Consider the following 23,043-nt stretch of genomic DNA (forward strand, 5'->3'; position numbering starts at 1 on the left):
GGTTCATTTCGGGGTTTCGTCGCTAACATCGGCTCGGTAATGTCACCCCGATGATGCGGGGGCGTGAATGAGCACCAATAAATCCAGTGTAACGCCAATGATGGCGCAATTCCTAGAGATCAAGGCGGAGCATCCTGATGCTTTGTTGTTCTATAGGATGGGCGATTTTTACGAGATGTTCTTTGACGACGCGATTGCCGCCGCCGAAGCATTGGACATCGCATTAACCAAGCGCGGCAAACACAACGGCGAAGATATCCCAATGTGTGGCGTGCCGCACCACGCCGCCGAAGGCTATTTTTTGACGCTCATCCGCAAAGGCTTTCGCGTCGCGGTTTGCGAACAAATGGAAAGCCCAGCCGAAGCGAAAAAGCGCGGCTATAAAGCCGTAGTTAAACGCGAGGTCGTGCGCCTTGTAACCCCCGGCACATTGACCGAAGATTCCCTGCTGGATGCACGGCGCCATAACTATCTTGCCGCCTATGCTGTGATCCGTGATCAAGGCGCACTGGCATGGGTAGATATTTCTACCGGTTCATTTCACGTGATGCCTTGTAGCGGCGTACAACTTGGCCCCGAACTTGCGCGTTTAACCCCGCGCGAAGTGATTGTAATAGATGGAAATGAGACAGATTGGGCTGAAATAGTCTCTGAAAGTGGGGCAACACTGACCACATTAGGGGCCGCGGCCTTTGATAGCACGTCTGGTGAAAAGCGGCTGTGCAATCTGTACAAAGTCGGATCATTGGACGCCTTCGGTGGGTTCTCGCGCGTTGAAATTTCGGCCATGTCTGCGGTCGCAGAATACCTAGATATCACGCAGCGGGGGAACCTGCCGCTTTTGCGCCCTCCCGTCCAAGAAGGCCAATCTGCCGCTATGCAGATTGACGCAGCAACGCGGCGGTCGCTTGAACTGACCCAAGCTATGAACGGCGGCAAGCAAGGGTCGCTTTTGCACTGTATTGATCGCACCGTAACGGCTGGTGGCGCGCGCCTGCTAGAACGGCGTTTGTCATCGCCCGCTTGCGCCCTGCCCGTGATCCATGCCCGACAAGATAGCGTTGAATTCTTAACCAAGAACACACGAATGACCGCAGATATCCGTGACCAATTGCGCAGCGTGCATGATCTTGATCGCGCGCTTTCGCGTCTCGCGCTTGATCGCGGTGGACCACGCGATATGGCGGCCATTCGCAACACGCTGGGACAGGCTTCAGGGCTTTCAGAACTTGTGTCAGGCGACCTTCCTACGGTCCTGACCGAAGCTGCGCGCGACTTCACAGGTCACGACGATCTGTTAACCCTGCTTGATGAAGCGTTGATCGCAGAGCCACCCCTCTTATCACGCGATGGCGGGTTTATTGCGCCGGGCTATGATGAAGAGCTTGATGAAGTGCGTAAGCTGCGTGACGAAGGCCGATCTGTCATCGCCACGATGCAGGCACAATTTGTTGAGCTTTCGGGCATCGCATCGTTGAAGATCAAACATAACAACGTGCTGGGATATTTTATTGAGACGACAGCGACCCATGCTGAAAAAATGCTTGCGGCACCTCTGAACGAAACCTTCATTCATCGCCAAACCACGGCCAATCAAGTGCGGTTTACGACTGTTGAACTCTCTGAAATTGAAACGCGGATCTTAAATGCGGGTGGACGTGCGCTTGAGATCGAAAAACGTCTCTATTCCAGCCTGATCCAGTCAATTATTGCGCAATCAGGACCGCTGGGCGCACTCGGGCGGGCCTTGGCAGAGTTTGATTTGGCGGCTTCGCTTGCGCATCTGGCAGTGGCAGAAAACTGGACCCGGCCTGTCGTTGATGACAGCCGCGCCTTTACGATCTCAGGTGGGCGCCACCCGGTTGTTGAAGCAGCTTTGCAAAAAGCTGGACAGCCATTTATTGCAAATGATTGCGGTCTGACAAAGGCGCCGATTTGGCTGCTCACCGGGCCGAATATGGCAGGTAAATCGACGTTCCTGCGACAAAATGCTCTGCTCGCGATCCTTGCGCAGATGGGCGCATTTGTGCCCGCAGAAAAAGCACATATCGGCACCGTTAGCCAGATTTTCAGCCGTGTCGGCGCATCGGATGATCTGGCGCGTGGCAGATCCACATTCATGGTCGAAATGGTTGAAACCGCTGCAATCTTGAACCAAGCTGACGACCGCGCTTTGGTCATATTAGATGAAATTGGTCGCGGTACAGCCACCTATGACGGCCTATCGATCGCTTGGGCCACATTAGAACATCTGCACGATGTAAATCGCTGCCGCGCCCTATTTGCCACGCATTACCACGAAATGTCGGCCCTTTCGAACAAGCTAGATGGCGTCGAAAATGCGACCGTCACCGTCAAAGAATGGGACGGTGACGTGATTTTCTTGCATGAGGTCAAACGCGGCACAGCCGATCGCAGCTACGGTGTGCAGGTCGCGCGCCTTGCCGGATTACCACCTGCCGTGGTCGCGCGAGCCAAGGTCGTGTTGGAGGCGCTAGAACAAGGTGAGCGCAGCGGTGGTACTGCACAAAAGGCATTGATCGATGATTTGCCGCTGTTTTCCGCGACACCCGCGCCTGCACCAGTTCAAACCAAGGATTCTGAGGTCGAGGCGCGTTTGAAAGACGTTCTTCCGGATGAACTCACGCCCAAAGACGCGCTCGCCCTGATCTATGAATTACGCGGAATGGTGTAAGGCCTACCAGCTGCCACTTGCGCCACCGCCACTAGAACGCCCGCCGCCACGTGAGCGAGAAGAAGAACGGGACGAACTACTGCTGGTTTGCCTGACCCGCTTTGGAATGGTGGACCAGACAGTGTAATCCGCCTCGCAATGCAAACAGCTGTAGTCTGTTTTACACTTACCCGATGAGCTGTAGGTCGCATGGCTTACAATGGTACTTTCACCCTCGACAGTACGGAAACCACATTCGCGGCAAGCGCCCAGATTACTTTTCCAGATATTATAGGAATCGACACGAATATGATCGCAGTTATCGCAATACCAAACATCATGTTCGACGCTGGCAAGCCGCTCTTCGTCGATTTGACCTGGCGACATTTTTGCGTCTTCTGTTTCTTCGAGATAGCGACGCATACGCGTGCCGTCATTCGGACAAAATCGCGGCGCACGGCGTTTACGATACTTATAAATTCGATAGATAACGTAGATGAGCAAAAATGGCGCAGCAGGCACAAACACAACCAACGAAAGTACACCGATAATTTCTAAAATCGTTTTCGTCGTTTCCCTCTTTTGCGCGCGCGCGATTTCTTCGTCTGTTAGATTAAATTGACCTGGGTATCGCCCGGTGACCTCAAAAATCGTTTCATTCACCCCGTCAAAAATCCCGTCAACATAGTTGCCGTTGCGAAACTTCGGTAAGACCGTCCGATCAATCACCCGCTGCATGGGCGCATTCAAGCGATTGCCGTATCCCGACCCGACTTCTATCCGCACTTTTTGGTCATCCCGCGAGACGAGAAGAAGCACGCCATCATTGCGTGTCACATGACCAATTCCCCAAGCATTAAAAAGCCGGGTGGCAAAGGGCTCAATCTCTCCGTCATGACCATAGTCAGACATTTTGTTGATGGTGAGAACAGTAAATTCAACACCACGCGCTTTCCAAAGCTCTTCGAGTGTTTCTCGCAAAAGCTGTTCTTCGGAATTGGTTAGAAGTTGTGCGTAGTCGTTGACGTAAAGGTCGTTATCTTCTGGAATGTCTTGGGCATACGCCGGACCAGAGGCGCAGAGCAGACAAAAAATCGCTGCTCTGAGCCAATATTTCATCATGCGGGTGTCGACGACACGCCGACCTGTGCTGCGCGCAGCAAACGGTCATGCAACATAAAGCCTTCGGCAGCGACCTGGATGATGTCGCCAGCTTTGGTGCCCGGTAGCGGTGCCTCGAACATCGCCTGGTGGATTTTTGGATCGAATTTATCGCCGACTTCAGGAACGATGGGGTCAATCCCGTGTTTTTTGAACACGCTGATCAACTCGCGCATCGTCAATTCCACACCTTCGAGCAAGGCAGCGTTTGTTTCTTTATCCGCATCCTCGGAAGACTGGAGCGCACGGCGCATGTTGTCGTAAACGGGCAACATATCGCGGGCCAATTTGGACCCACCATAGTTTTCGGCCTCGCGGCGATCACGATCAGACCGTTTGCGCATGTTTTCGGCATCCGCCAATGCGCGCATGAATTTGTCTCTGAATTCGTCCCGCTCTGCACGTAGCGCCTCGATTTCTTCAAAACCAGCTTCCGCAGCAATATCCATTTCATCGCCTTCGGCAGCGAGTTCATCAAGACTTTGCAGTTGCTCTTCGTTGTCAGCCATCAATTTCTTCCTTTAGGAGCGGTCGGCAACAAGTTTGCCAATCCGCTGTGCAGTATAGTTCACAATCGGGACGATCCGCCCGTAATTCAGACGAGTCGGCCCAATGACACCCACGGCGCCAATTATCTTATGGTCGGCGTTCATATAAGGTGAAACGACCAGAGATGAACCCGAAAGTGAGAACAATTTGTTCTCAGAGCCAATAAAAATGCGTACACCGTCGCCATCTTCGGCCAAATCGAGGAACTGCGCGATATCACGCTTGCGTTCGAGGTCGTCAAACAGGCTCCGGATACGGGCAAGATCGGCTTCGTTTTCGCCATCAGCCAGCAGGTTCCCACGCCCCCGCACGATAAGACGCTCGCTTTGTTCACCTTCATTTTCCCAAAGCGCATAGCCATTTTCGACCAAATCAGCGGCAAGACTATCGATTTCCAAACGTCGGGCAGCTATTTCACGCGAAATGACGCTTCCGAGTTCGGAAAGTGTGTGACCTTCGGCAATCGCATTCAGAAAATTCGCGGCTTCGCGCATGGACGATGGGGTTTGGCCAGCTGGGGGCGTGAAAATCCGATTTTCAACGTGACCATCGGCAAACACCAGAACCACAAGCGCGCGTTCCCGCGAAAGCGACACAAAATCAATATGTTTGATCGCCGCCTCGTGTTTTGGCGTCAATACCAGACTGGCCCCGTGGGTCACACCCGAAAGCGCCTGCCCCACCTGATCAAGCACCGATGCCACATCTGTGTCATTTCCGCCCAGAGTTCGGTCAATGGTTTGGCGATCTTTGCCGTCCAAATCGCCAACCTCAAGCAAGCCATCAACAAACATCCGCAGCCCCAACTGCGTTGGGATACGGCCCGCACTGACATGGGGGCTGTCCAAAAGACCAAGATATTCGAGGTCTTGCATCACATTTCGGATTGTAGCGGCACTTACTTTTTCGGTGAAATCACGGGTCAATGTGCGCGATCCAACGGGATCACCGCTTTCAAGATAGCCTTCAACCACACGGCGGAAGACCTCGCGCGAGCGGTCATTCATATCGGCAATATTGGGCGTTTGATCTGGCATCTGATCCTCGGGTGAAGGCTGCGCAATTAAAACGAACTCTGCCCCGGCGTCAATCGGGGTTGGATTTCATATGTGGGCAGCGTATCCCATTCAAGCAATCAAAAGGAGTGACCCTATGCGTCCATCTGGCCGTCAAACAAACGAAATGCGTGAAATTACCATCGAAACAGATGTCACCATGCACGCCGAAGGGTCCTGCTTGATCAAATGCGGCAACACTCATGTTTTGTGCACCGCAACGATTGATGCACGCGTACCACCGTTTTTGAAAAGTTCCGGGTTGGGGTGGGTCACAGCGGAATACGGTATGCTACCACGTGCAACCAATACCCGCATGCGGCGCGAAGCTAAAAATGGACAATCTGGACGCACACAAGAAATTCAACGGCTTATCGGGCGGTCGCTGCGTGCTGGCGTTGATCGTGTAGCGTTGGGCGAACGCCAAATCGTCGTCGATTGCGATGTCATCCAAGCAGATGGCGGGACACGTTGTGCGTCGATCACTGGCGGTTGGGTTGCGTTGAAACTGGCCGTGCAAAAACTGATGAAAGCGGGTGATGTGATATCCGATCCGCTTGTTGATCCGGTTGCCGCGATTTCTTGCGGGATATACGCGGGACAAGAGGTGCTTGATCTTGATTACCCCGAAGATAGCGAAGCAGGCGTTGACGGTAACTTTGTCATGACGGGCGGTAAACTGGTCGAAGTACAGATGTCAGCCGAAGGATCCACTTATACGCGCGCGCAAATGAATGAACTTTTGGATCTTGCAGAAAAAGGCGTCGCAGAATTGACGGCAGCACAACTGGCGGCGGTCAGCTAATGCGTAAATTTGACGGCAAAGAATTAGTCATAGCGACCCACAACAAGGGTAAACTTGACGAAATGATCGCGCTTCTCGCCCCTTTTGGGGTGAGTTTGACGTCAAACGACGATCACGGATTGCCTGAACCCGATGAAACCGAAACCACATTTGTTGGCAACGCACGGATCAAAGCCCACGCTGCCGCAAAAGCAACTGGGTTGCCAGCGCTCGCAGACGATAGCGGTATTGAAATCGACGGGCTGAACGGCGCGCCCGGCGTTTATACTGCGGACTGGGCTGAAACCCCGAATGGCCGCGATTTTGTCATGGCGATGGAGCGGAGTTGGGCAGAGCTAGAGTCTGTATCTGCTCCCTACCCACGCACTGCGCGGTTCTGCTGCACGCTTGTTTTGGCATGGCCCGACGGTCACGATGAGGTCTTTCCAGGTGTGATGCCCGGACAGATAGTTTGGCCAATGCGTGGCGAGCAAGGCCACGGATACGATCCTATTTTTCAACCAAATGGCTATGGCATTACGTTTGGCGAAATGGACCGCTGGGAAAAGAATAAGATCAGCCACCGCGCTGATGCATTCCAAAAACTGATCGCTGGCTGTTTTGCCTGAAGACTGGGAACACGGCGGCTTTGGCCTTTATATCCATTGGCCTTTTTGTCAGGCCAAATGCCCCTACTGCGACTTCAACAGCCACGTCGTCGCAAAAATTGATCAAACGGCGTGGCGCGATGCTTACCTAAGCGAGATTGATCGGATTGGTGCCGAGACCCAAGGACGGATATTAAAATCTGTGTTTTTTGGTGGCGGCACACCTAGCATGATGGATCCTGATCTGGTCGATGCGGTCCTGACAAAGGTACGCGCAACATGGTCAATGGCGAATGATATCGAAATTACACTTGAGGCGAATCCAACGTCAGTCGAAGCCGGACGCTTTGCTGGATACCGAGACGCGGGCGTTAACCGTGTTTCTATGGGAATTCAGGCATTAAATGACAAAGATTTGCGTGCCCTAGGTCGCCTTCACACCGCTCAGGAGGCGCTGACGGCCTTCAACACGGCCAGAGAGACGTTTGATCGGGTAAGTTTTGACCTCATTTACGCCCGTCAGGGGCAAAACTTAGCAGATTGGCGGGCTGAATTGACCCAAGCCTTGGGCTTAGCAATTGATCACCTGTCACTTTACCAGCTGACAATCGAAGATGGCACTGCATTTGGTGACCGTTATGCCGCCGGAAAACTACGTGGATTGCCCGATGATGACTTGGCAGCCGATATGTATGCTCTGACGCAGGACATATGCGCCGCGGCCAGTTTTGACAGTTACGAAGTTTCAAACCATGCGCGACCTGGCTTTGAAAGTGTCCACAATCAAATCTATTGGCGCTATGGCGATTATGCAGGGATTGGACCCGGCGCGCATGGTCGGTTGACGCTAGGAGGAAACCGATACGCGACAGAGGCACCGTCAGCGCCAACGCAATGGTTGGCGCAGGTCAGAAAGACAGGAAATGGCGATAGTTTGCGTAGCAAGTTATCAACGGAAGATCAGCGGTCCGAGCTGTTGCTTATGGGTATGCGGTTGCGCGAAGGTGTATTAGTCGAACGGATCGGAATATCAAAAAATATTAAACACAATATCAATAACTTAACCGATATGGGAATGGTGAAAACACATGCGGATCGCCTCGTGTTAACGGCAAAAGGCCGCCCTATCCTAAACGCAGTCTTACGCGAACTTCTTGCGGATTAGCCACCCGATAAAGCGCGCAAAAGATCATCAAGCTGATCAAGAGATTTATAACTAATCGCGAGTTTGCCACCCTCTTCGCCAGGCTTATGATCAATCGTTACTTTCATCCGCAATGCAGCTGTGAGCTCATTTTCGATTTGCACTGTGTCTGCATCTTTTGCAACAGGCGCACCGGTGGCCGAACGCCGTTTGATCGCCGGGCCCTGCTTGACCAACTTTTCGGTTTCCCGCACTGACAGATTACGCTGAATCACTTCGCGGGCCATTTCTTTTGCACGCTCGTTCCCAACCAATGCACGTGCATGACCTGCGGATAACTGGCCCTCCACGAGATAGGTTTGAACCTCGTCTGGCAAGTTCAATAAACGTAAAAGGTTGGCAATATGACTGCGGCTTTTACCCAATGCGGTGGCAAGCTGTTCTTGCGTATGGCCGAAGCGATCCATCAATTGACGATACCCGGCAGCCTCATCCACAGCATTCAGATCGTCGCGTTGAATGTTTTCTATAATTGCGACTTCAAGGACTTCGGTATCCGTATATTCACGTAAAAGAACAGGGATTTCATGCAGTTTTGCCATCTGCGCAGCGCGCCAGCGCCGCTCACCCGCGACAATTTCGTAGGTGCTGGGATTATTGGGCGATACCCGTACGATAAGTGGCTGAATAATACCCTTTTCAGCAATCGACGACGCCAGATCATTGAGTGCATCATCCCGGAACGTGCGGCGGGGCTGATCGGGATTAGGGATAATATGTTCGACCGGAATGAGTAGGTCCGGGCGGCGCGGGCTATCAATTGAGGTATCATCCTGCCCGACATCGGACATCAGCGCTGACAGGCCACGCCCTAAACCGCGTGATTTCTTTGCATTTCCTGCCATTATTTATGCCCTCTTTTTTGTATTTTTTTGAATGACTTCACGCGCCAGCGCACGATAGGCGATAGCGCCTTTTGAGGTCCCATCATATTCCAAAACCGGCATTGCAAACGACGGCGCTTCGCTTAGTCGAACGTTGCGTGGGATTACCGTTTTGAAAACCATATCGCCCATATTTTCGCGGGCATCGTCTTCAACTTGGATCGAAAGATTATTACGGCTGTCATACATTGTCAGAACAATGCCTTCGATGCGTAAATCTGGATTCGCAGACTGGCGAACATCACGCACAGTTAGGATAAGCTGCGACAGGCCTTCGAGCGCAAAGAACTCACTTTGCAGTGGCACCAATATGGAATCCGCAGCCACCATCGCGTTTACAGTCAATATGTTGAGAGATGGTGGGCAATCTATCAATATATAGTCATATTTTGCGACAGATTGCGATGCCTCTTGCAGCACGTACCGTAGTAAAAAACTACGCTTTTCGTTATCCATCAGCTCAATATCGGCAGAGCTAAGATCGGTCGTTGCCGGAATGATGGAAAGGTTTTTAATTGAGGTTGCGCCCGCTGCCTCTTCCATAGTCGCATCGCCAGACAACAGGTCATATGTTGTGATACCACGCTGATCATGCTCAATACCCAGTCCAGTTGACGCGTTCCCCTGCGGATCAAGATCAATCAAAAGGACTTTTTTCTTTTTTTCGGCCAATGCTGCGCCCAAATTGATCGTCGTCGTCGTTTTGCCGACTCCGCCTTTTTGGTTCGCGATCGCGATAATTTTGCAGCTATTCACTGACACGGGATATCCCTTTGACGATAAGAATTTGAGCATCAGGATCGGTCAAACTAGGCGAGTCTTCAAGCGCAAAGCGCCAGTTATTCGCAGCATCGGCAACTTCTTCCCTCGCTCTTTTTCCCTTGTGAAGAATCGCTTGTCCGTCGGGTTTTAGGTGGCGTTCAACAAATGGTAGCAGCGTAGATAAGGTAGAAAGCGCACGCGCAGATACTATATCTGCATTTTGAGGGGCTGCATTTTCAATACGTTCAGCAAGTACTTTTGCGGGTAGGTCCAGCTCTCTGATGGCTGAGCGCAAAAATGTTGCTTTACGCTGGTCGCTTTCGATTAGGATAAACATTGCATTTGGTTGAGCAACTTTGCCTATTATTGCGACGACAATACCAGGAAACCCACCACCACTGCCTATATCGACCCATTTGTTAAATATTTTTGGCGCTGACGCATATATCTGTGCAGAATCAACGATATGTCGCTCCCACAGTGAACTTACGGTGCTCGGTGATATAAGGTTAATCTTGGTAGTCCACTTTTGAACAAGTTCCGAAAACCTGTGCAAGTCATCAAGTGTTTCACGTGAAACATTAACTCCCCCGACGTCATGTCCCATTCTAGCTACCTGTCTTTGCTTTATGATTGCGCTTTAACATCGCAACGATGAGCATAAGCGCCGCTGGAGTCATCCCTTCAATGCGACCCGCTTGCGCAATATCGTCCGGCCGAATGGTTTCAAGCTTACTTACAAGCTCATTTGAAAGCCCATTAACCGCGCGGTAATTGATCTCAGCTGGAATAATCTGCTTTTCATCGCGCTCCATCGCAGCAACGTCTGACTGCTGGCGTTGCACATAATGTGCATACAGTGCGTCCTTTTTGATCTGATCTCGAACATCAGTAGAAATATCTGATAATTCGGGTACAAGACGGGTCAACTGCGGAAAATCAAAATCGGTCAGTGCCAGCGCTTCAAGCGCTGAACGGCGCGGCCCGTCGACGTTCAAGTTTGCGCCTTGGGATGCAATATCCCGTGATGATAGAAAAATAGTTGACAGCGATGATTGCGCAGCAGAGATTTTGTCCATCTTATCCGAAAACTGCGCCCATCGCTCATTACCCACACATCCAATTGTATGCCCAAGCTCCGTTAACCTTTGATCCGCGTTATCTGCCCGCAGGGATAGTCTGAATTCTGCCCGAGAAGTAAACATCCGGTATGGCTCTGAAACACCTTTTGTAATCAGGTCATCGATCATTACGCCAATATAAGAATGGCGGCGACTGAATTTGATCGGTTGCGCACCCTTAGAATGCGCAGCAGCATTCAAGCCAGCGACAAGCCCCTGCGCCGCCGCTTCTTCATAACCAGTTGTACCATTTATTTGACCGGCGAGATAAAGCCCCGGCACATCCCGCAGTTCTAACGTTGACGTAAGCGATCTAGGGTCCACATAATCATATTCAATCGCATATCCTGGTTGCAATATCTTAGCATTTTCAAGGCCATAGATAGAATTCACGTAGTCCCATTGTATCTCTTCTGGAAGCGATGTGGAAATGCCGTTCGGATAAACCGTATCATCATTTACACCCTCTGGTTCCAGAAATATCTGATGCGACGTCTTATCAGAAAACCGCACAACCTTATCTTCAATTGAAGGGCAATATCGCGGACCTACACCATCGATGTGCCCCCCATACATAGCCGACCGGTCAAGGTTCGCGCGAATGATGTCATGGGTCCGTTCATTTGTATGCGTTATCCCGCAATCAATTTGGGGCGCAAAAACGGCGCTGGACATAAACGAAAACATCGTCGGATCCGCATCACTTGGTTGTGCTTCCAGCAAATCCCAGCGAATTGTGCGCCCATCTAGTCTTGGTGGAGTGCCTGTCTTTAGTCGCCCAAGCCTCAGTTCAAAACTGTCTAGCCTTTCCGCCATTTTGACAGATGGTTTGTCACCCATACGGCCGCCAGGACGTGAGACCTCTCCAATATGAATAACGCCGCGCAAAAATGTACCAGTCGTTAAGATCACACTATTTGCTGATAGCTGTGTATCCCCCGCCATAACAACGCCCGCAACGCGGCCGCTTTTCATAATGAGATCGACCGCCTCTCCCTCAACGATTTTGAGGTTCTCTACTACATCTAGCTCAGCTTGCATCGTAGTGCGGTATATTTCGCGGTCTGCCTGCGCCCGCGGGCCTTGTACAGCAGGCCCCTTTTTGCGGTTTAGCAGTCTAAACTGAATGCCCGCCCGATCTGCGACACGCGCCATGACACCATCTAGTGCATCAATCTCGCGTACGAGGTGTCCTTTACCAAGTCCGCCAATTGCCGGATTGCAGGACATTACGCCAATAGATTGCTTCGTAAGAGTCACCAGAGCCGTGCGCGCACCCATTCGTGCGGATGCATGGGCAGCTTCGGCGCCCGCATGTCCACCACCAATTACGATCACGTCGAAGTCACAATGTTTCACGTGAAACACTCCTATTTTCCGATGCAGAAGCTCGAAAATATTTCATCCAAGACTTGTTCTACATCAACCCGCCCGACAAGGCTATCCACTGCGCGAATTGCCGACCGTAGTTCTTCAGCAATCAGGTCAGTCATGCCCAATTCGCTACTCAAATCTTTCTCTGCCACTTCTAGAAAGTCGATTGCGCGCAACATCGCGACGCGGTGCCGTTCACGCATTGCAATACCAACGGAGGCCACTCGCTCCTTCAAAATCGCTGATATTTGATCAACCAAATCGTCAATTCCTGCCCCTGTTTGACCGGAAACGGCAAGGCCATCTTCATGGCCCAAGTCCGACTTTGCGTGAACCAAAATATCATCACCCCCAATATATTGCGGTTTTAGGTCATTTGGCAGCAACATATGTACGCGAATATCTGCCCGCCCCGCCCGCTCACGCGCGCGCTGGACACCCAGCCCTTCAACTATATCGTCAGTATCGCGCAATCCAGCCGTATCAAGAAGGGTTACCGCTATGCCATCCAGATCAAGCCGTACCTCGATCACGTCACGCGTTGTTCCCGCAATTTCAGAGGTAATTGCAACATCGCGTCCGGCCAGCCGGTTCAACAAAGTGGATTTTCCAACATTTGGCGCGCCAATAATCGCCACCTCAAACCCGTCGCGCAAACGTTCCGCAATCCGGACCCCTTCAGCTTCGCGCCGCATTTCTTTCTTCACCACACCGATGAGCTCTCGAACTTCAGGTGAAACATCTACCGGAACTTCTTCATCCGCGAAATCAATTGTGGCTTCCAAAAGTGCTGCCGCGCGGATCAATTTTATCCGCCAACCATCAGCCAACATCCCCAAAGCGCCCGAAAAAACACGGACCGCTTGCCTACGTTGACTTTCCGTTTCCGCATCGATCAAATCTGCTAGGCCTTCAACCTGCGCAAGATCAAGCTGCCCATTGTCCATTGCGCGATGAGTGAATTCTCCAGCCTCTGCTGGCCGTAATTTTGGGTCGTTGCCAAGCTCACGCAAAACTGCCGAAAGCACCGCTGGGCTCCCGTGAAGGTGTAGCTCAACAACCTCTTCCCCAGTAAAACTTCTACCTTCTGCAAATCGCAGCACGAAGGCCTCATCAAGAAGCTGTCCTGCCTGGTCTCTTAGCACACGCACGCCACGGCTAACAGGTACATCACCCATCAACTTTCCTGCAGATCTAACTGCATGAGGTCCAGACAATCGCACCACGGCCACACCAGCTCGGCCCTTGGCTGTCGCTAAGGCAAAAATCGTATCCATCATTCAACCCATTGTCTTATAACAATAAGTTACGTGTTCATTGAATCGAAGAAGTCTGAATTTGTCTTCGTCTGCTTCAGCTTCCCGATCAAGAACTCGATCGCATCTGTTGTTCCCATTGGGTTCAAGATTCGACGCAGTACATATGTCTTGGCCAGATCGCCCTTATCAACCAGCAACTCTTCCTTCCGCGTCCCAGATTTCAAGATATCCATTGCCGGGAAGACGCGTTTATCCGCAACTTTGCGATCCAGCACGATCTCAGAGTTACCCGTCCCTTTGAATTCTTCAAAGATAACTTCGTCCATCCGCGAACCAGTATCAATCAGGGCAGTTGCAATGATCGTCAGTGACCCACCTTCTTCGATATTCCGTGCAGCCCCAAAGAAACGCTTTGGACGCTGCAGCGCATTCGCGTCTACACCACCGGTCAAAACCTTGCCGGATGACGGTACGGTCGTGTTAAATGCCCGGCCTAACCGCGTAATCGAATCCAGCAGAATAACAACATCGCGCTTATGCTCGACCAAGCGTTTTGCCTTTTCAATAACCATCTCAGATACGGCAACGTGGCGCGTCGCGGGTTCATCAAATGTCGATGATACAACTTCACCCTTCACAGACCGCTGCATGTCGGTCACCTCTTCGGGGCGTTCATCAATCAACAAAACGATCAGATAACATTCGGGGTGGTTCTTCTCGATTGAGTTTGCAATGTTCTGCAGCAGAACCGTCTTACCCGTCCGCGGTGGCGCCACGATTAAGGCTCGTTGCCCTTTCCCGATTGGCGATACCAAATCAATAATCCGGGCAGACCGGTCTTTGATCGTCGGATCTTCGACCTCCATTTTCAGACGTTCTTCTGGATAGAGCGGTGTCAGGTTATCAAAGGCAACTTTATGTTTTGCCTTTTCTGGCGCTTCAAAGTTGATCGCCTCAACGACTGTCAGCGCAAAGTAACGCTCGGTGTCATTTGGCTCTTTCATCACGCCCTCGACGGTATCGCCGGTGCGCAATGAATGTTTACGGATCATATCTGGCGATACGTAAATATCATCGGGGCCCGGCAGATAGTTTGCCTCTGGCGACCGCAAAAAACCAAAACCGTCTTGAAGAACTTCAAGAACACCATCTCCGCCAATCACCCATTCTTCGTCCGCGCGTTCTTTGAGAATTGCGAACATCATGTCGCCTTTGCGCATGGTGGACGCATTCTCAATCTCTAGCTCTTCAGCAAGCGACAACAGATCCTTGGGGCTTTGCGCCTTTAGGTCAGACAGGTTCAAACGGTGTAGTGACATGATAAAATCCAGCACTCACCCGTAGGCCAGTGTCATTCAGTTTTAGAAATGGAAAATGCTTTTCCCGGACGGGAAGCTGGAACCGATATAGGCAACTAGGCGCCCCAAGTCAACGCGCCGCTAAAACGGCCTTACAACGACCGCCACCACGATAATCACCATCAGTACTGTCGGGACCTCATTAGCAAGCCTGTAAACCCGCCCAGAGCGCGTATTCACCCCAGCAACAAACTCTTTACGGCGCTTACTCAACCAGCCGTGAAACCCGCTCATAAGCAGCACAGCAATAATCTTCGACCATGACCAAACAGATCCCCAATCAAAAGCGCCCATCGACAACATGATCAACCCAGCTACCCATGTGACTATCATCGCAGGATTAATAATGACGCGTAGCAGTTTCTCTTCCATAATTTGAAATGTTAGATCCAGATCTGATCCAACTTCTGCCCGTTCTGCATGATATACAAATAGTCGCGGTAGATAAAACATCCCGGCCATCCATGAAATCACAGCCATGATATGGATCGCTTTGATCCAATCATAATACACACTTAGAAAATCGAGCATGTTATCGCCTCACTTTCGGTCAGTCACTCTTAATAAATATATAAAGAAAGAAAAGATGATGATGTTGTTAGTACAGCGATTTTTTGTGGTTTGTTTTTTCATCCGCAGACTTATCCCAAGGGAAAACAAGCAGAAAAAATTTGACTTAAAGGCAGATACTTTAAAATTATCCCATATTTATCAATATTTTATCAGCGATTTGATGATTGCAGATAGGTGCTGACTTCATATTGACACTGACTTGAGAGACGATTCTTCCACAGGGTCGACTTATGCTTTCCCGCGGTGGAAAAATCGGCATAACAGGTGGCACAACTCGTGACTTTCGCACAGGCTTCTGGGTGGTGGTCTTTATCCCTCTGAATGTCCGCAGGCTGACACATCGTTTTTCCAAAGGGTTATCCACATGACCACCCCGATTATTTTGGCTTCTGGTTCTGAAATTCGCGCGACCTTGCTACGCAATGCAGCCGTGCCATTCTCCGTCGCCAAAGCGCGCATCGACGAAGATATGATCCGTCAATCGCTGACCGCCGAAGAAGCGTCACCGCGTGATATTGCCGATACTCTCGCAGAACTCAAAGCACAGCGTGTTGCGTCGAGACACCCAGATGCACTTGTCATCGGCTGTGATCAAATTTTGGCGAAGGGTCGCACAGTATTCTCGAAACCCGAAACACCGGCTCAGGCGTTCGAACAACTGCAATCGCTGCGCGGCGATAAACACCAATTACTCTCAGCGGCGGTCATTTACGGCGAAGGCAAGCCGCTCTGGCGTCATGTCGGCTCTGTTCGGCTGCAAATGCGTGACGCAAGCGACACATATCTGCAGGATTATGTCGATCGGAACTGGGAAAGCATCCGCCACAGTGTTGGAGCCTATAAGCTCGAAGAGGAAGGCGTGCGATTGTTCACACGCATTGACGGGGATTATTTCAACGTGCTGGGGCTGCCACTTTTGGAACTACTATCATATCTGACGTTACGCGGGGATTTGCCCTCATGACTAATACGCCGCGCGCCTGCGTGATCGGCAACCCGATTTCACATTCTCTGTCTCCGAAATTGCACAGCTACTGGCTTGATCGGTATGGGATTGAGGGCGCATATACTGCGCTGGAAGTCAGCGAACAAGATTTGGGAAAAACGCTACGTGAACTGCCCAATCAAGGGTTTGTTGGTATGAATGTCACGCTTCCACATAAGATTTCTGTGTTGGAATTCGCGGATAAAATAACGGACCGCGCAACGCTTATTGGCGCTGCAAATACGCTTACTTTCACTGAAGACGGGCGTGTTTTCGCAGATAATACAGACGGTTACGGGTTCATTTCTAATTTGCGGCAGGGTGCCCCCGATTGGGACCCTAAATCTGGTTCTGCGATGATATTCGGCGCTGGCGGCGCTGCGCGCGCAATTATTGTAGCGCTTGCGGATGCCGGCGTTCCCGAAATTATCATCAGCAATCGCACCCGGGCCAAGGCGGAAGCGCTACGCGCTGATTTTGGCGCACGGATTCGTGTCGTTGATTGGGTGCAGGCTGACACGGCTCTGGCCGACGCGCATTTGCTGGTCAACACGACGTCGCTTGGTATGAAAGGCGCTGCGGATTTTAAGGTTTCGCTAGACGCATTGCGCCCTGAAACAGTTGTGACCGATATTGTTTATAACCCACTACGCACACCGTTTTTAAAAGCTGCCGAAGCGGTCGGCTGTACGGCGGTTGATGGGTTGGGCATGCTGTTGCACCAAGGCGTTCCTGGATTTGAACGCTGGTTTGGACGGCGGCCCGAGGTCGATGAAGCAACCCGTCGGGCTGTTTTAGCGTGACACATTGTTTGGGTCTGACCGGGTCCATTGGCATGGGAAAATCCACAACTGCGCAAATGTTTCGCGATGCGGGCGTTCCTGTCTGGGATGCTGATGCAACGGTTCATGAACTTTATACAAAAGGCGGTGCAGCTGTAGCGTCAATAGCCGGATTTTTGCCGGCGGCAATTGTTGATGGTGCGGTGTCACGCGACGTGTTAAAAACCATACTCGCGCAAGATCCGAAAGTACTTTTTCAACTCGAAGAGGTCGTGCATCCGCTTGTTTCAGCAAGCCGCAAAAAGTTTATTGCAGATCACAATGACCCGCTCGTTGTGCTTGATATTCCGCTGTTGTTTGAAACTGGCGCAGATGCATGGCTCGATTCCGTTTTGGTTGTATCGGCCCCTGCGGATGTTCAAAAATCGCGGGTCTTGGCGCGCCCTGGCATGACCGAAGCGCAATTTGAAAAGATCCTAGCGCGGCAAATACCTGACGCTGAAAAACGTGACCGGGCCGATCACATAATCGAAACGCTGACGCTAGACGCGACCGCCCTTGCCGTGCAAAACCTGATTACAAAGTTAAAAGGGCAAACCGATGCGCGAGATCGTACTTGATACCGAAACGACAGGGTTTGAACCCAACGACGGCGACCGTATTGTTGAAATAGGTGCGATTGAACTCATTGGTCATATGCCGACTGGCCGGACCTACCACGAATATATCAACCCTGAACGCAGAATGCCCGCCGACGCGTTCGCAATTCATGGGATCGGGCCCGATCTACTAGAACCCCCACAAGACCCGCAACCCGGCCAAGTCATCCTGCGCGATAAACCCTTGTTCAAAGATATCGCACAAAGCTTTGTCGATTTTGTCGGTGATGCGCGGATGGTCATTCACAATGCCGCGTTTGATATGAAATTTCTGAACGCAGAGCTGGGCTGGCTCGGTCTTCCCCTTATGCCGATGGACCAATCGTTGGATACTTTGGCAATTGCTAGACGCAAATTCCCCGGATCGCCTGCGTCACTTGATGCGCTGTGTCGGCGTTTTCACATCGACAATTCATCACGGACCTTGCACGGCGCGTTGCTTGACAGTGAAATTCTGGCGGAAGTGTATCTAGAATTGATCGGCGGCCGTCAGCCAGATTTTGCGCTTGCCTCTGATGGGCGTGCAAAAACAAATAGCAATCAATCCGAAGAATGGCGCCCATCGGCGCGGCCCCAGCCCTTGGCGTCTAAACGCACGGCAGAGGAAACCGCCGCCCATACTGCCTTTGTTGACAAATTGGGCGACGATGCTTTGTGGAAAAAGCTTAGTTAACTGTTTCTTTTGCTTTTTCAGCTTCGGCGCGGCGCGCCAATTCAGAGCGGTAAAGTGCAACAAAATCAATTGTTTCAAGGTTCAGGGCTGGGAAACCACCGTCACGTGTGACGTCGCTGACGATGCGGCGCACGAATGGGAACGTGATGCGTGGGCATTCGATCAGCAAGTAAGGGTGCATTTGTGCTTCTGGCACGCCTTCGATTTGGAAAACGCCAGCATATTCAAGTTCAAGAACGAACAGCGGCTCACCTTTTTCTTTGGTTTTGCTTGTGATGTTCAGCTTTGTGATGACTTCGTACTGGTTGTCCGCAGAACGTTTGCGTGCATCAAGGTTCACTTGGACCTGAATTTCAGGCTGTGCGTCGCCGGAAACACCTTTTTGGGCAAGGATGTTTTCGAAAGACATATCGCGAATGTATTGCGCGATCACGCGGCTAGTTACTTGAGGGGCCTGCGCTGCGGCGGCACCGTTTTCAGGGGTATCAGACATTATAAACTGCTCCGGTTAAATTCTGTTGGCGTTTTCCTAACAGTCAATCTGGCAAGGCTCAATGCTGCGTCCAGCCAGATGGCGGATGTGTTGGCTTTTTATCTCCAGTTACATCCTGAAAATCGCCATCTATGACTTGATCTTGGGGGTGCTGCGGTCGCTGCTGCGTCCCACCAGCACTAAATGTCGCGACCTTGACCTTTGAACGCGCCCAGACATAGGCGGCTTGGCGCACCTTTGGCACAAGTAACAAAAGCCCAACAATATCGGTGAAAAAACCTGGTGTGAGCAAAAGAGCCCCGGAAAATAGGATCATCGCGCCATTGGCCAAAGGTTCGGACGGATCTTGCATCTCGGAAAACGATTGTTGCAACTTTCCAAGTTCGCGTAGCCCTTGCTGCCGCACCAAATAAGACCCGGCAACTGCGGTGGTCAGCACGATAAGAAGCGTCCACCAAATACCGATAAGCCCGCCGACCTGAATGAACAGCGTAATTTCGATCATGGGGACCGCGATAAATGCAAGCAATAGCCACATGGGTGGTGCGCCTTTCTAAACTTGTTCCGGCCAAGGTGGACTTGGCCTTGTACAGCACCTACATAGGGTTGGACCGGGCAGTTTTCCATGCCCTACCTTGATTGAGGCCCTGATGAACTCTTTTGTTGAACTCTTGGTGCTTGCTGGCATCGCCGTTTTTTTGATCTTGCGTCTGCGTGGCGTATTGGGAACGCGTGAAGGTTTTGAAAAACCTGTCGCGCGCGAACCGCAAGAAGACCGCCGTAAAAAACCTAATCTTGAAATTGTGCGGGACGGCCCAGATTGGGACATCAACGATCACGTAGCCGAAGGTAGTGATGCGGCGATCGCGCTGGCCGCGATGAAACGCGTTGATCCGACATTCAATGTGTCCGAATTCTTGACCGGCGCACGTGGCGCCTATGAAATGATTTTGATGGCGTTTGAAAAGGGTGACTTGAATGAAATCAAAGCCTTCATTTCAGATGAAGTCTACGAGGCATTTGCATTTGTTGTCGAAGATCGCAAAGCCAAAGGTCTGACTGTTGATGCGACATTCATTGGTGTCAGCGACATGGCCTTGGTCGATGCAGAATTTGACGACGCCTCAAAAGAGGCCGAAATTTCAGTGCGCTTTAAGTCTGAAATGACATCGGTTGTGCGTGATATTGGTGGCGATATTGTCGAGGGTAGCGACAAAGAAATTAAGCGTCAGAAAGATACTTGGACATTCTCGCATCACATGGATGCTGGCGATCCGAACTGGAAATTGGTCGCAACTGGCGAATAAGGTGCAGGCAGGCGATGGCCGGACTGACATATACGACAACCTCGTTTGAGGATTTAAACGGATGGGCGGCTGATGATCATCAGGCCGCCCTTGATGTTTTTCTACATAGCAGTGCCGAATGGACGGTAATTGCTGCTTCCGCCCCTTCGGCACGTGTATTCTTTGAAGAACATTTTCAGCCCGTTCTGATTGAAGATGGCGCAGATATGGTTTTCACCGGATACTTTGAGCCTGAACTCAATGGTTCGCGAGAAAAGTCGGAACAGTTTCACGTGCCTGTTTATGCGCTCCCGCAAGATCCCAGCGCATATTCACGCCGCCAAATCGACGAAGATGAACCGCTGGAAGGCCAAGGGTTAGAGATCGCTTGGCTATCTGACCCTATTGATTTGTTTTTCTTACAGGTGCAGGGATCGGGCCGGATTTGTCTTCCTGATGGATCGATGATGCGCGTCGGATTCGCTGGCAAAAATGGGCGGGATTATACCTCTATCGGTAAAATTCTGATCGCTCGTGGCGTTTCAGATGTGAATCCCGATACTATTCGGGCGTGGCTGCACGAAAACGGCGCCGCAGGACTTGCGCTTTTGTGGGAAAATGAAAGCTACGTGTTTTTCCGTGAAATTAGCCAAGTCCCTGCTGATCAAGGGCCAATTGGTGCAATGGGAAAATCAATTACAGCTAGTCGGTCAATTGCCGTCGATCCCAATATTACGCCGCTTGGGTCCCCAGTGTGGATTGAACGCGTTGGTATGGAACGGTTGATGGTTGCCCAAGACACCGGATCTGCGATCAAGGGCGCGCAGCGCGCGGATATATTTTTTGGCACAGGTGCAAAGGCCGGTGCACTGGCCGGACAGGTCAATGACGGGGGGCGGATGATCGCCCTAATCCCACATAAAGAAGCGCAGAAATTGATCGGGGGGATGTCTTAATGCGTCGTCCCCGTAATCTTTCTGACGAAGAACGCGCACTTTGGGATCGCGTCGCTGAACGTGCGGTCCCGCTTGAACCCAAAGCTGCTGCTGCGGAACCCAAACCGATCAAACCCAAGCCAAACCCGCGCGATATTGGTCACACGCCGCTGCCAAATTTCAAGGTTGGCCAAAATGCAAACGCGCACCGCCCGCATGATATTTTGCCTAGCGTGACAGAGCGGTTGAACCGTGCGTCGGTACACATGGATCATAAATCCTTTGGCAAAATGCGGCGCGGGAAATTGGTGCCAGAGGCGCGGATTGACCTGCACGGTATGACAATGAACGAAGCCCACCCCGAATTGGTGGCGTTTATTCTGGGATCACATGCGGTTGGTCGGCGTTTGGTTTTGGTGATTACGGGTAAAGGCAAAGACCGCGACGATGGCGGCCCTATCCCAACGCGCCAAGGCGTGCTGCGTCACCAAGTACCGCAATGGCTTGCGCTTCCCCCTTTAAATTATGCTATCTTGCAGGTGACGCCCGCGCATTTGAAACACGGCGGGCATGGCGCCTATTACGTCTATCTACGGCGTAGCCGGTAGCCGAGCGGTAGCCGCGCGAAGCGCTGGTATCATGGCAACCGACCCGATCACGAATGTTGCTGAATAGAAAAGCAACTGCGTTTCAAATCCAACGCCTTTATCGATCAACCACCCCGACATCCCCGGCCCAATTGCTGACCCCAGCACCATCAGCGCCACAGCCGCTGATTTGATCGATCCGATGTGGGCCGTGCCGAAATATGTGCTCCAAACAGATCCGGGCAATGTCGCCTGCCCGCCACCCGCAAGCCCCATCAAGATCACGCCAAAGGCCGTCCAAGCAATTGTTGGTGCAAAGGCGTGGATGATAAAGGCCACCGAATAGGGCAGCAGGTAAATGGGCAGCAATCGCCCGGCCCCAAATTTGTCCACGGCCCAGCCAAACAAGAACGTGGACCCCATGAAGGTAAATGTCCCCAAAGGGAAGACCGCGACAAGGTTCAGGTGCTCCCATCCTTTAATCTCGGCAAAGTGGACCTGGTGGAACCAAAACGTTGTGGCGAACATTGGAAATAAGGCCATCGTCGGTGCCAAAGTCCAGAATAGCGGATGACGTAGGGCTTGCGCGCGGGTCCAATGTTTATCGTCCATCCCAGCGGAGTTGTCCGTTTTTGTGGTTGCTTGGGGTGTGCGTTCTAGCTTCAGCAATCGCCATATCACAGGGATCATGACTAGAATGAAGCCCGCAAACCCCATCCAAATGATGCGCCATGGAAGATATGATTTAAGCCAAACGCTTGAAAGTGGAAGAATTGCCTCGGCGGTAACAAATCCCACCGTGGAAATTGCCAACGCGCGTCCGCGTGTTGCAATGAACCAGCGCGAAATCGAGACAATAGAAATTGTGCTGGTCATACCTTGTCCAAAAAACCTGAGGCAAAATATGATGATGAATAGCCCGATGACATGGGTGTTTAGCGCCATCGCAAGACATGAAAGCGCCAGACACGCCAGAACAACCAAGCTGATGGACCGCGCCCGAAACCGGTCTGTGAGCCCGCCAGCAAAGATCATGACAGCTGCCGACACCATCGTGGCGACCATGTAGATCAGCCCCCAATCGCCATTTGACAACCCGTATTCCGTGCGGATTTCTCCGGCGAAGGCCGCAATCAGAAAGGTTTGCCCGAAACTTGATAGAAAAGACAAAAGCGCCCCAACCGCGAGATAGGGCGCATTGTCACGGATAAACCGGATATAGGGGGCGAATGATGTCATGTGCCTTTGGTGATCGTGCATCGCGCAAAAGGGAAGCC

24 protein-coding genes are annotated in these 23,043 nt (G+C 51.6%); 11 read left to right on the forward strand and 13 right to left on the reverse strand.

Features of this window, described 5'->3' with window-relative positions; all coding sequences use genetic code 11:
* The first annotated feature begins 67 nt into the window (after positions 1 to 67).
* Positions 68 to 2,695 (forward strand): DNA mismatch repair protein MutS, encoded by a 2,628-nt coding sequence (mutS, locus tag DS901_RS17795; RefSeq protein ID WP_113778285.1) that lies wholly within the window; start codon positions 68 to 70, stop codon positions 2,693 to 2,695.
* A 3-nt stretch (positions 2,696 to 2,698) separates the two neighbouring features.
* Here mutS and DS901_RS17800 read toward each other — a convergent pair whose 3' ends face one another.
* The 3 genes from DS901_RS17800 to hrcA are packed head-to-tail and all read right to left on the reverse strand — an operon-like array spanning position 2,699 to position 5,421.
* Positions 2,699 to 3,796, reverse strand: coding sequence for a TPM domain-containing protein (locus DS901_RS17800; protein WP_113778286.1), 1,098 nt, complete (start codon positions 3,794 to 3,796; stop codon positions 2,699 to 2,701).
* Entirely contained in the window at positions 3,793 to 4,344 is a 552-nt protein-coding gene (locus tag DS901_RS17805) for a nucleotide exchange factor GrpE (RefSeq protein WP_113778287.1), read from the reverse strand. The genes DS901_RS17800 and DS901_RS17805 overlap by 4 nt, the downstream gene beginning before the upstream one ends.
* 12 nt (positions 4,345 to 4,356) lie before the next feature.
* Complete coding sequence (gene hrcA, locus DS901_RS17810) at positions 4,357 to 5,421, reverse strand: heat-inducible transcriptional repressor HrcA (RefSeq protein ID WP_113778288.1); 1,065 nt, start codon at positions 5,419 to 5,421, stop codon at positions 4,357 to 4,359.
* Between the two features lie 115 nt (positions 5,422 to 5,536).
* On the opposite strand from hrcA, the gene rph reads away from it, so the two are divergent.
* From rph to hemW, 3 genes are read left to right on the forward strand one after another with little or no spacing between them, the layout of a single operon-like run.
* Positions 5,537 to 6,244 (forward strand): ribonuclease PH, encoded by a 708-nt coding sequence (gene rph / locus DS901_RS17815; RefSeq protein ID WP_113778289.1) that lies wholly within the window; start codon positions 5,537 to 5,539, stop codon positions 6,242 to 6,244.
* Positions 6,244 to 6,852, forward strand: a complete 609-nt coding sequence (rdgB, locus tag DS901_RS17820) for an RdgB/HAM1 family non-canonical purine NTP pyrophosphatase (protein ID WP_113778290.1) — start codon at positions 6,244 to 6,246, stop codon at positions 6,850 to 6,852. Before rph ends, rdgB begins: the two co-directional genes overlap by 1 nt.
* The gene (hemW, locus tag DS901_RS17825; protein ID WP_113778291.1) at positions 6,845 to 7,996 is read left to right on the forward strand and encodes a radical SAM family heme chaperone HemW; all 1,152 of its coding nucleotides are present in this window, start codon (positions 6,845 to 6,847) and stop codon (positions 7,994 to 7,996) included. Before rdgB ends, hemW begins: the two co-directional genes overlap by 8 nt.
* Here the strand turns inward: hemW and DS901_RS17830 are convergent.
* The 7 genes from DS901_RS17830 to hemJ form a co-directional block, all read right to left on the reverse strand.
* Entirely contained in the window at positions 7,993 to 8,880 is an 888-nt protein-coding gene (locus tag DS901_RS17830; protein WP_113778292.1) for a ParB/RepB/Spo0J family partition protein, read from the reverse strand. The two genes, hemW and DS901_RS17830, sit on opposite strands and share 4 nt — an antisense overlap.
* 3 nt (positions 8,881 to 8,883) lie before the next feature.
* On the reverse strand, positions 8,884 to 9,681 hold the full coding sequence (locus DS901_RS17835; RefSeq protein ID WP_303396733.1) for a ParA family protein: 798 nt from the start codon (positions 9,679 to 9,681) through the stop codon (positions 8,884 to 8,886).
* Positions 9,668 to 10,288 (reverse strand): 16S rRNA (guanine(527)-N(7))-methyltransferase RsmG, encoded by a 621-nt coding sequence (rsmG, locus tag DS901_RS17840; RefSeq protein ID WP_113778294.1) that lies wholly within the window; start codon positions 10,286 to 10,288, stop codon positions 9,668 to 9,670. Before rsmG ends, DS901_RS17835 begins: the two co-directional genes overlap by 14 nt.
* Position 10,289: 1 nt before the next feature.
* Entirely contained in the window at positions 10,290 to 12,161 is a 1,872-nt protein-coding gene (mnmG, locus tag DS901_RS17845; protein WP_113778411.1) for a tRNA uridine-5-carboxymethylaminomethyl(34) synthesis enzyme MnmG, read from the reverse strand.
* Between the two features lie 11 nt (positions 12,162 to 12,172).
* A complete protein-coding gene (mnmE, locus tag DS901_RS17850; RefSeq protein ID WP_113778412.1) occupies positions 12,173 to 13,453 on the reverse strand; it encodes a tRNA uridine-5-carboxymethylaminomethyl(34) synthesis GTPase MnmE in 1,281 nt (426 codons plus the stop codon).
* Between the two features lie 29 nt (positions 13,454 to 13,482).
* Positions 13,483 to 14,754, reverse strand: coding sequence for a transcription termination factor Rho (gene rho, locus DS901_RS17855; protein ID WP_113778413.1), 1,272 nt, complete (start codon positions 14,752 to 14,754; stop codon positions 13,483 to 13,485).
* A 120-nt stretch (positions 14,755 to 14,874) separates the two neighbouring features.
* Positions 14,875 to 15,324 (reverse strand): protoporphyrinogen oxidase HemJ, encoded by a 450-nt coding sequence (hemJ, locus tag DS901_RS17860; protein WP_113778295.1) that lies wholly within the window; start codon positions 15,322 to 15,324, stop codon positions 14,875 to 14,877.
* 406 nt (positions 15,325 to 15,730) lie between these two features.
* On the opposite strand from hemJ, the gene DS901_RS17870 reads away from it, so the two are divergent.
* Genes DS901_RS17870 through dnaQ form a run of 4 tightly spaced genes read left to right on the forward strand, consistent with a single transcriptional unit; the run spans position 15,731 to position 18,465 of the window.
* Entirely contained in the window at positions 15,731 to 16,330 is a 600-nt protein-coding gene (locus DS901_RS17870; protein ID WP_113778297.1) for a Maf family protein, read from the forward strand.
* Positions 16,327 to 17,154, forward strand: coding sequence for a shikimate dehydrogenase (locus DS901_RS17875; RefSeq protein WP_113778298.1), 828 nt, complete (start codon positions 16,327 to 16,329; stop codon positions 17,152 to 17,154). Before DS901_RS17870 ends, DS901_RS17875 begins: the two co-directional genes overlap by 4 nt.
* On the forward strand, positions 17,151 to 17,753 hold the full coding sequence (gene coaE / locus DS901_RS17880; RefSeq protein WP_113778299.1) for a dephospho-CoA kinase: 603 nt from the start codon (positions 17,151 to 17,153) through the stop codon (positions 17,751 to 17,753). Before DS901_RS17875 ends, coaE begins: the two co-directional genes overlap by 4 nt.
* Positions 17,734 to 18,465 (forward strand): DNA polymerase III subunit epsilon, encoded by a 732-nt coding sequence (gene dnaQ, locus DS901_RS17885; RefSeq protein WP_113778300.1) that lies wholly within the window; start codon positions 17,734 to 17,736, stop codon positions 18,463 to 18,465. The genes coaE and dnaQ overlap by 20 nt, the downstream gene beginning before the upstream one ends.
* Here dnaQ and secB read toward each other — a convergent pair.
* Entirely contained in the window at positions 18,458 to 18,958 is a 501-nt protein-coding gene (gene secB / locus DS901_RS17890) for a protein-export chaperone SecB (RefSeq protein ID WP_113778301.1), read from the reverse strand. The genes dnaQ and secB overlap by 8 nt on opposite strands.
* Before the next feature lie 58 nt (positions 18,959 to 19,016).
* Positions 19,017 to 19,496, reverse strand: a complete 480-nt coding sequence (locus tag DS901_RS17895; protein ID WP_113778302.1) for an FxsA family protein — start codon at positions 19,494 to 19,496, stop codon at positions 19,017 to 19,019.
* A gap of 112 nt (positions 19,497 to 19,608) precedes the next feature.
* Between DS901_RS17895 and DS901_RS17900 the strand changes: the two genes are divergently transcribed.
* The 3 genes from DS901_RS17900 to DS901_RS17910 are packed head-to-tail and all read left to right on the forward strand — an operon-like array spanning position 19,609 to position 21,787.
* A complete protein-coding gene (locus tag DS901_RS17900) occupies positions 19,609 to 20,265 on the forward strand; it encodes a Tim44/TimA family putative adaptor protein (protein WP_113778303.1) in 657 nt (218 codons plus the stop codon).
* Between the two features lie 14 nt (positions 20,266 to 20,279).
* The gene (gene mltA / locus DS901_RS17905) at positions 20,280 to 21,200 is read left to right on the forward strand and encodes a murein transglycosylase A (protein WP_113778304.1); all 921 of its coding nucleotides are present in this window, start codon (positions 20,280 to 20,282) and stop codon (positions 21,198 to 21,200) included.
* Positions 21,200 to 21,787 (forward strand): Smr/MutS family protein, encoded by a 588-nt coding sequence (locus DS901_RS17910; protein ID WP_113778305.1) that lies wholly within the window; start codon positions 21,200 to 21,202, stop codon positions 21,785 to 21,787. Before mltA ends, DS901_RS17910 begins: the two co-directional genes overlap by 1 nt.
* On the opposite strand, the gene DS901_RS17915 is transcribed toward DS901_RS17910, so the two are convergent.
* Positions 21,770 to 23,005 (reverse strand): MFS transporter, encoded by a 1,236-nt coding sequence (locus DS901_RS17915; protein WP_113778306.1) that lies wholly within the window; start codon positions 23,003 to 23,005, stop codon positions 21,770 to 21,772. The two genes, DS901_RS17910 and DS901_RS17915, sit on opposite strands and share 18 nt — an antisense overlap.
* Between the last annotated feature and the right edge of the window lie 38 nt (positions 23,006 to 23,043).

Origin of the sequence: Loktanella sp. D2R18 (genome assembly GCF_003318235.1) — a bacterium.
Taxonomy (GTDB): domain Bacteria; phylum Pseudomonadota; class Alphaproteobacteria; order Rhodobacterales; family Rhodobacteraceae; genus Yoonia.

Excerpts from the sequence above, each read along its gene's own strand:
- mutS (WP_113778285.1), top strand. The coding sequence starts at position 68 with ATGAGCACCAATAAATCCAGTGTAACGCCAATGATGGCGCAATTCCTA.
- DS901_RS17800 (WP_113778286.1), bottom strand. The coding sequence starts at position 3,796 with ATGATGAAATATTGGCTCAGAGCAGCGATTTTTTGTCTGCTCTGCGCC.
- DS901_RS17805 (WP_113778287.1), bottom strand. The coding sequence starts at position 4,344 with ATGGCTGACAACGAAGAGCAACTGCAAAGTCTTGATGAACTCGCTGCC.
- hrcA (WP_113778288.1), bottom strand. The coding sequence starts at position 5,421 with ATGCCAGATCAAACGCCCAATATTGCCGATATGAATGACCGCTCGCGC.
- rph (WP_113778289.1), top strand. The coding sequence starts at position 5,537 with ATGCGTCCATCTGGCCGTCAAACAAACGAAATGCGTGAAATTACCATC.
- rdgB (WP_113778290.1), top strand. The coding sequence starts at position 6,244 with ATGCGTAAATTTGACGGCAAAGAATTAGTCATAGCGACCCACAACAAG.
- DS901_RS17830 (WP_113778292.1), bottom strand. The coding sequence starts at position 8,880 with ATGGCAGGAAATGCAAAGAAATCACGCGGTTTAGGGCGTGGCCTGTCA.
- rsmG (WP_113778294.1), bottom strand. The coding sequence starts at position 10,288 with ATGGGACATGACGTCGGGGGAGTTAATGTTTCACGTGAAACACTTGAT.
- mnmE (WP_113778412.1), bottom strand. The coding sequence starts at position 13,453 with ATGGATACGATTTTTGCCTTAGCGACAGCCAAGGGCCGAGCTGGTGTG.
- rho (WP_113778413.1), bottom strand. The coding sequence starts at position 14,754 with ATGTCACTACACCGTTTGAACCTGTCTGACCTAAAGGCGCAAAGCCCC.
- hemJ (WP_113778295.1), bottom strand. The coding sequence starts at position 15,324 with ATGCTCGATTTTCTAAGTGTGTATTATGATTGGATCAAAGCGATCCAT.
- DS901_RS17870 (WP_113778297.1), top strand. The coding sequence starts at position 15,731 with ATGACCACCCCGATTATTTTGGCTTCTGGTTCTGAAATTCGCGCGACC.
- DS901_RS17875 (WP_113778298.1), top strand. The coding sequence starts at position 16,327 with ATGACTAATACGCCGCGCGCCTGCGTGATCGGCAACCCGATTTCACAT.
- dnaQ (WP_113778300.1), top strand. The coding sequence starts at position 17,734 with ATGCGCGAGATCGTACTTGATACCGAAACGACAGGGTTTGAACCCAAC.
- secB (WP_113778301.1), bottom strand. The coding sequence starts at position 18,958 with ATGTCTGATACCCCTGAAAACGGTGCCGCCGCAGCGCAGGCCCCTCAA.
- DS901_RS17895 (WP_113778302.1), bottom strand. The coding sequence starts at position 19,496 with ATGTGGCTATTGCTTGCATTTATCGCGGTCCCCATGATCGAAATTACG.
- DS901_RS17900 (WP_113778303.1), top strand. The coding sequence starts at position 19,609 with ATGAACTCTTTTGTTGAACTCTTGGTGCTTGCTGGCATCGCCGTTTTT.
- mltA (WP_113778304.1), top strand. The coding sequence starts at position 20,280 with ATGGCCGGACTGACATATACGACAACCTCGTTTGAGGATTTAAACGGA.
- DS901_RS17910 (WP_113778305.1), top strand. The coding sequence starts at position 21,200 with ATGCGTCGTCCCCGTAATCTTTCTGACGAAGAACGCGCACTTTGGGAT.
- DS901_RS17915 (WP_113778306.1), bottom strand. The coding sequence starts at position 23,005 with ATGACATCATTCGCCCCCTATATCCGGTTTATCCGTGACAATGCGCCC.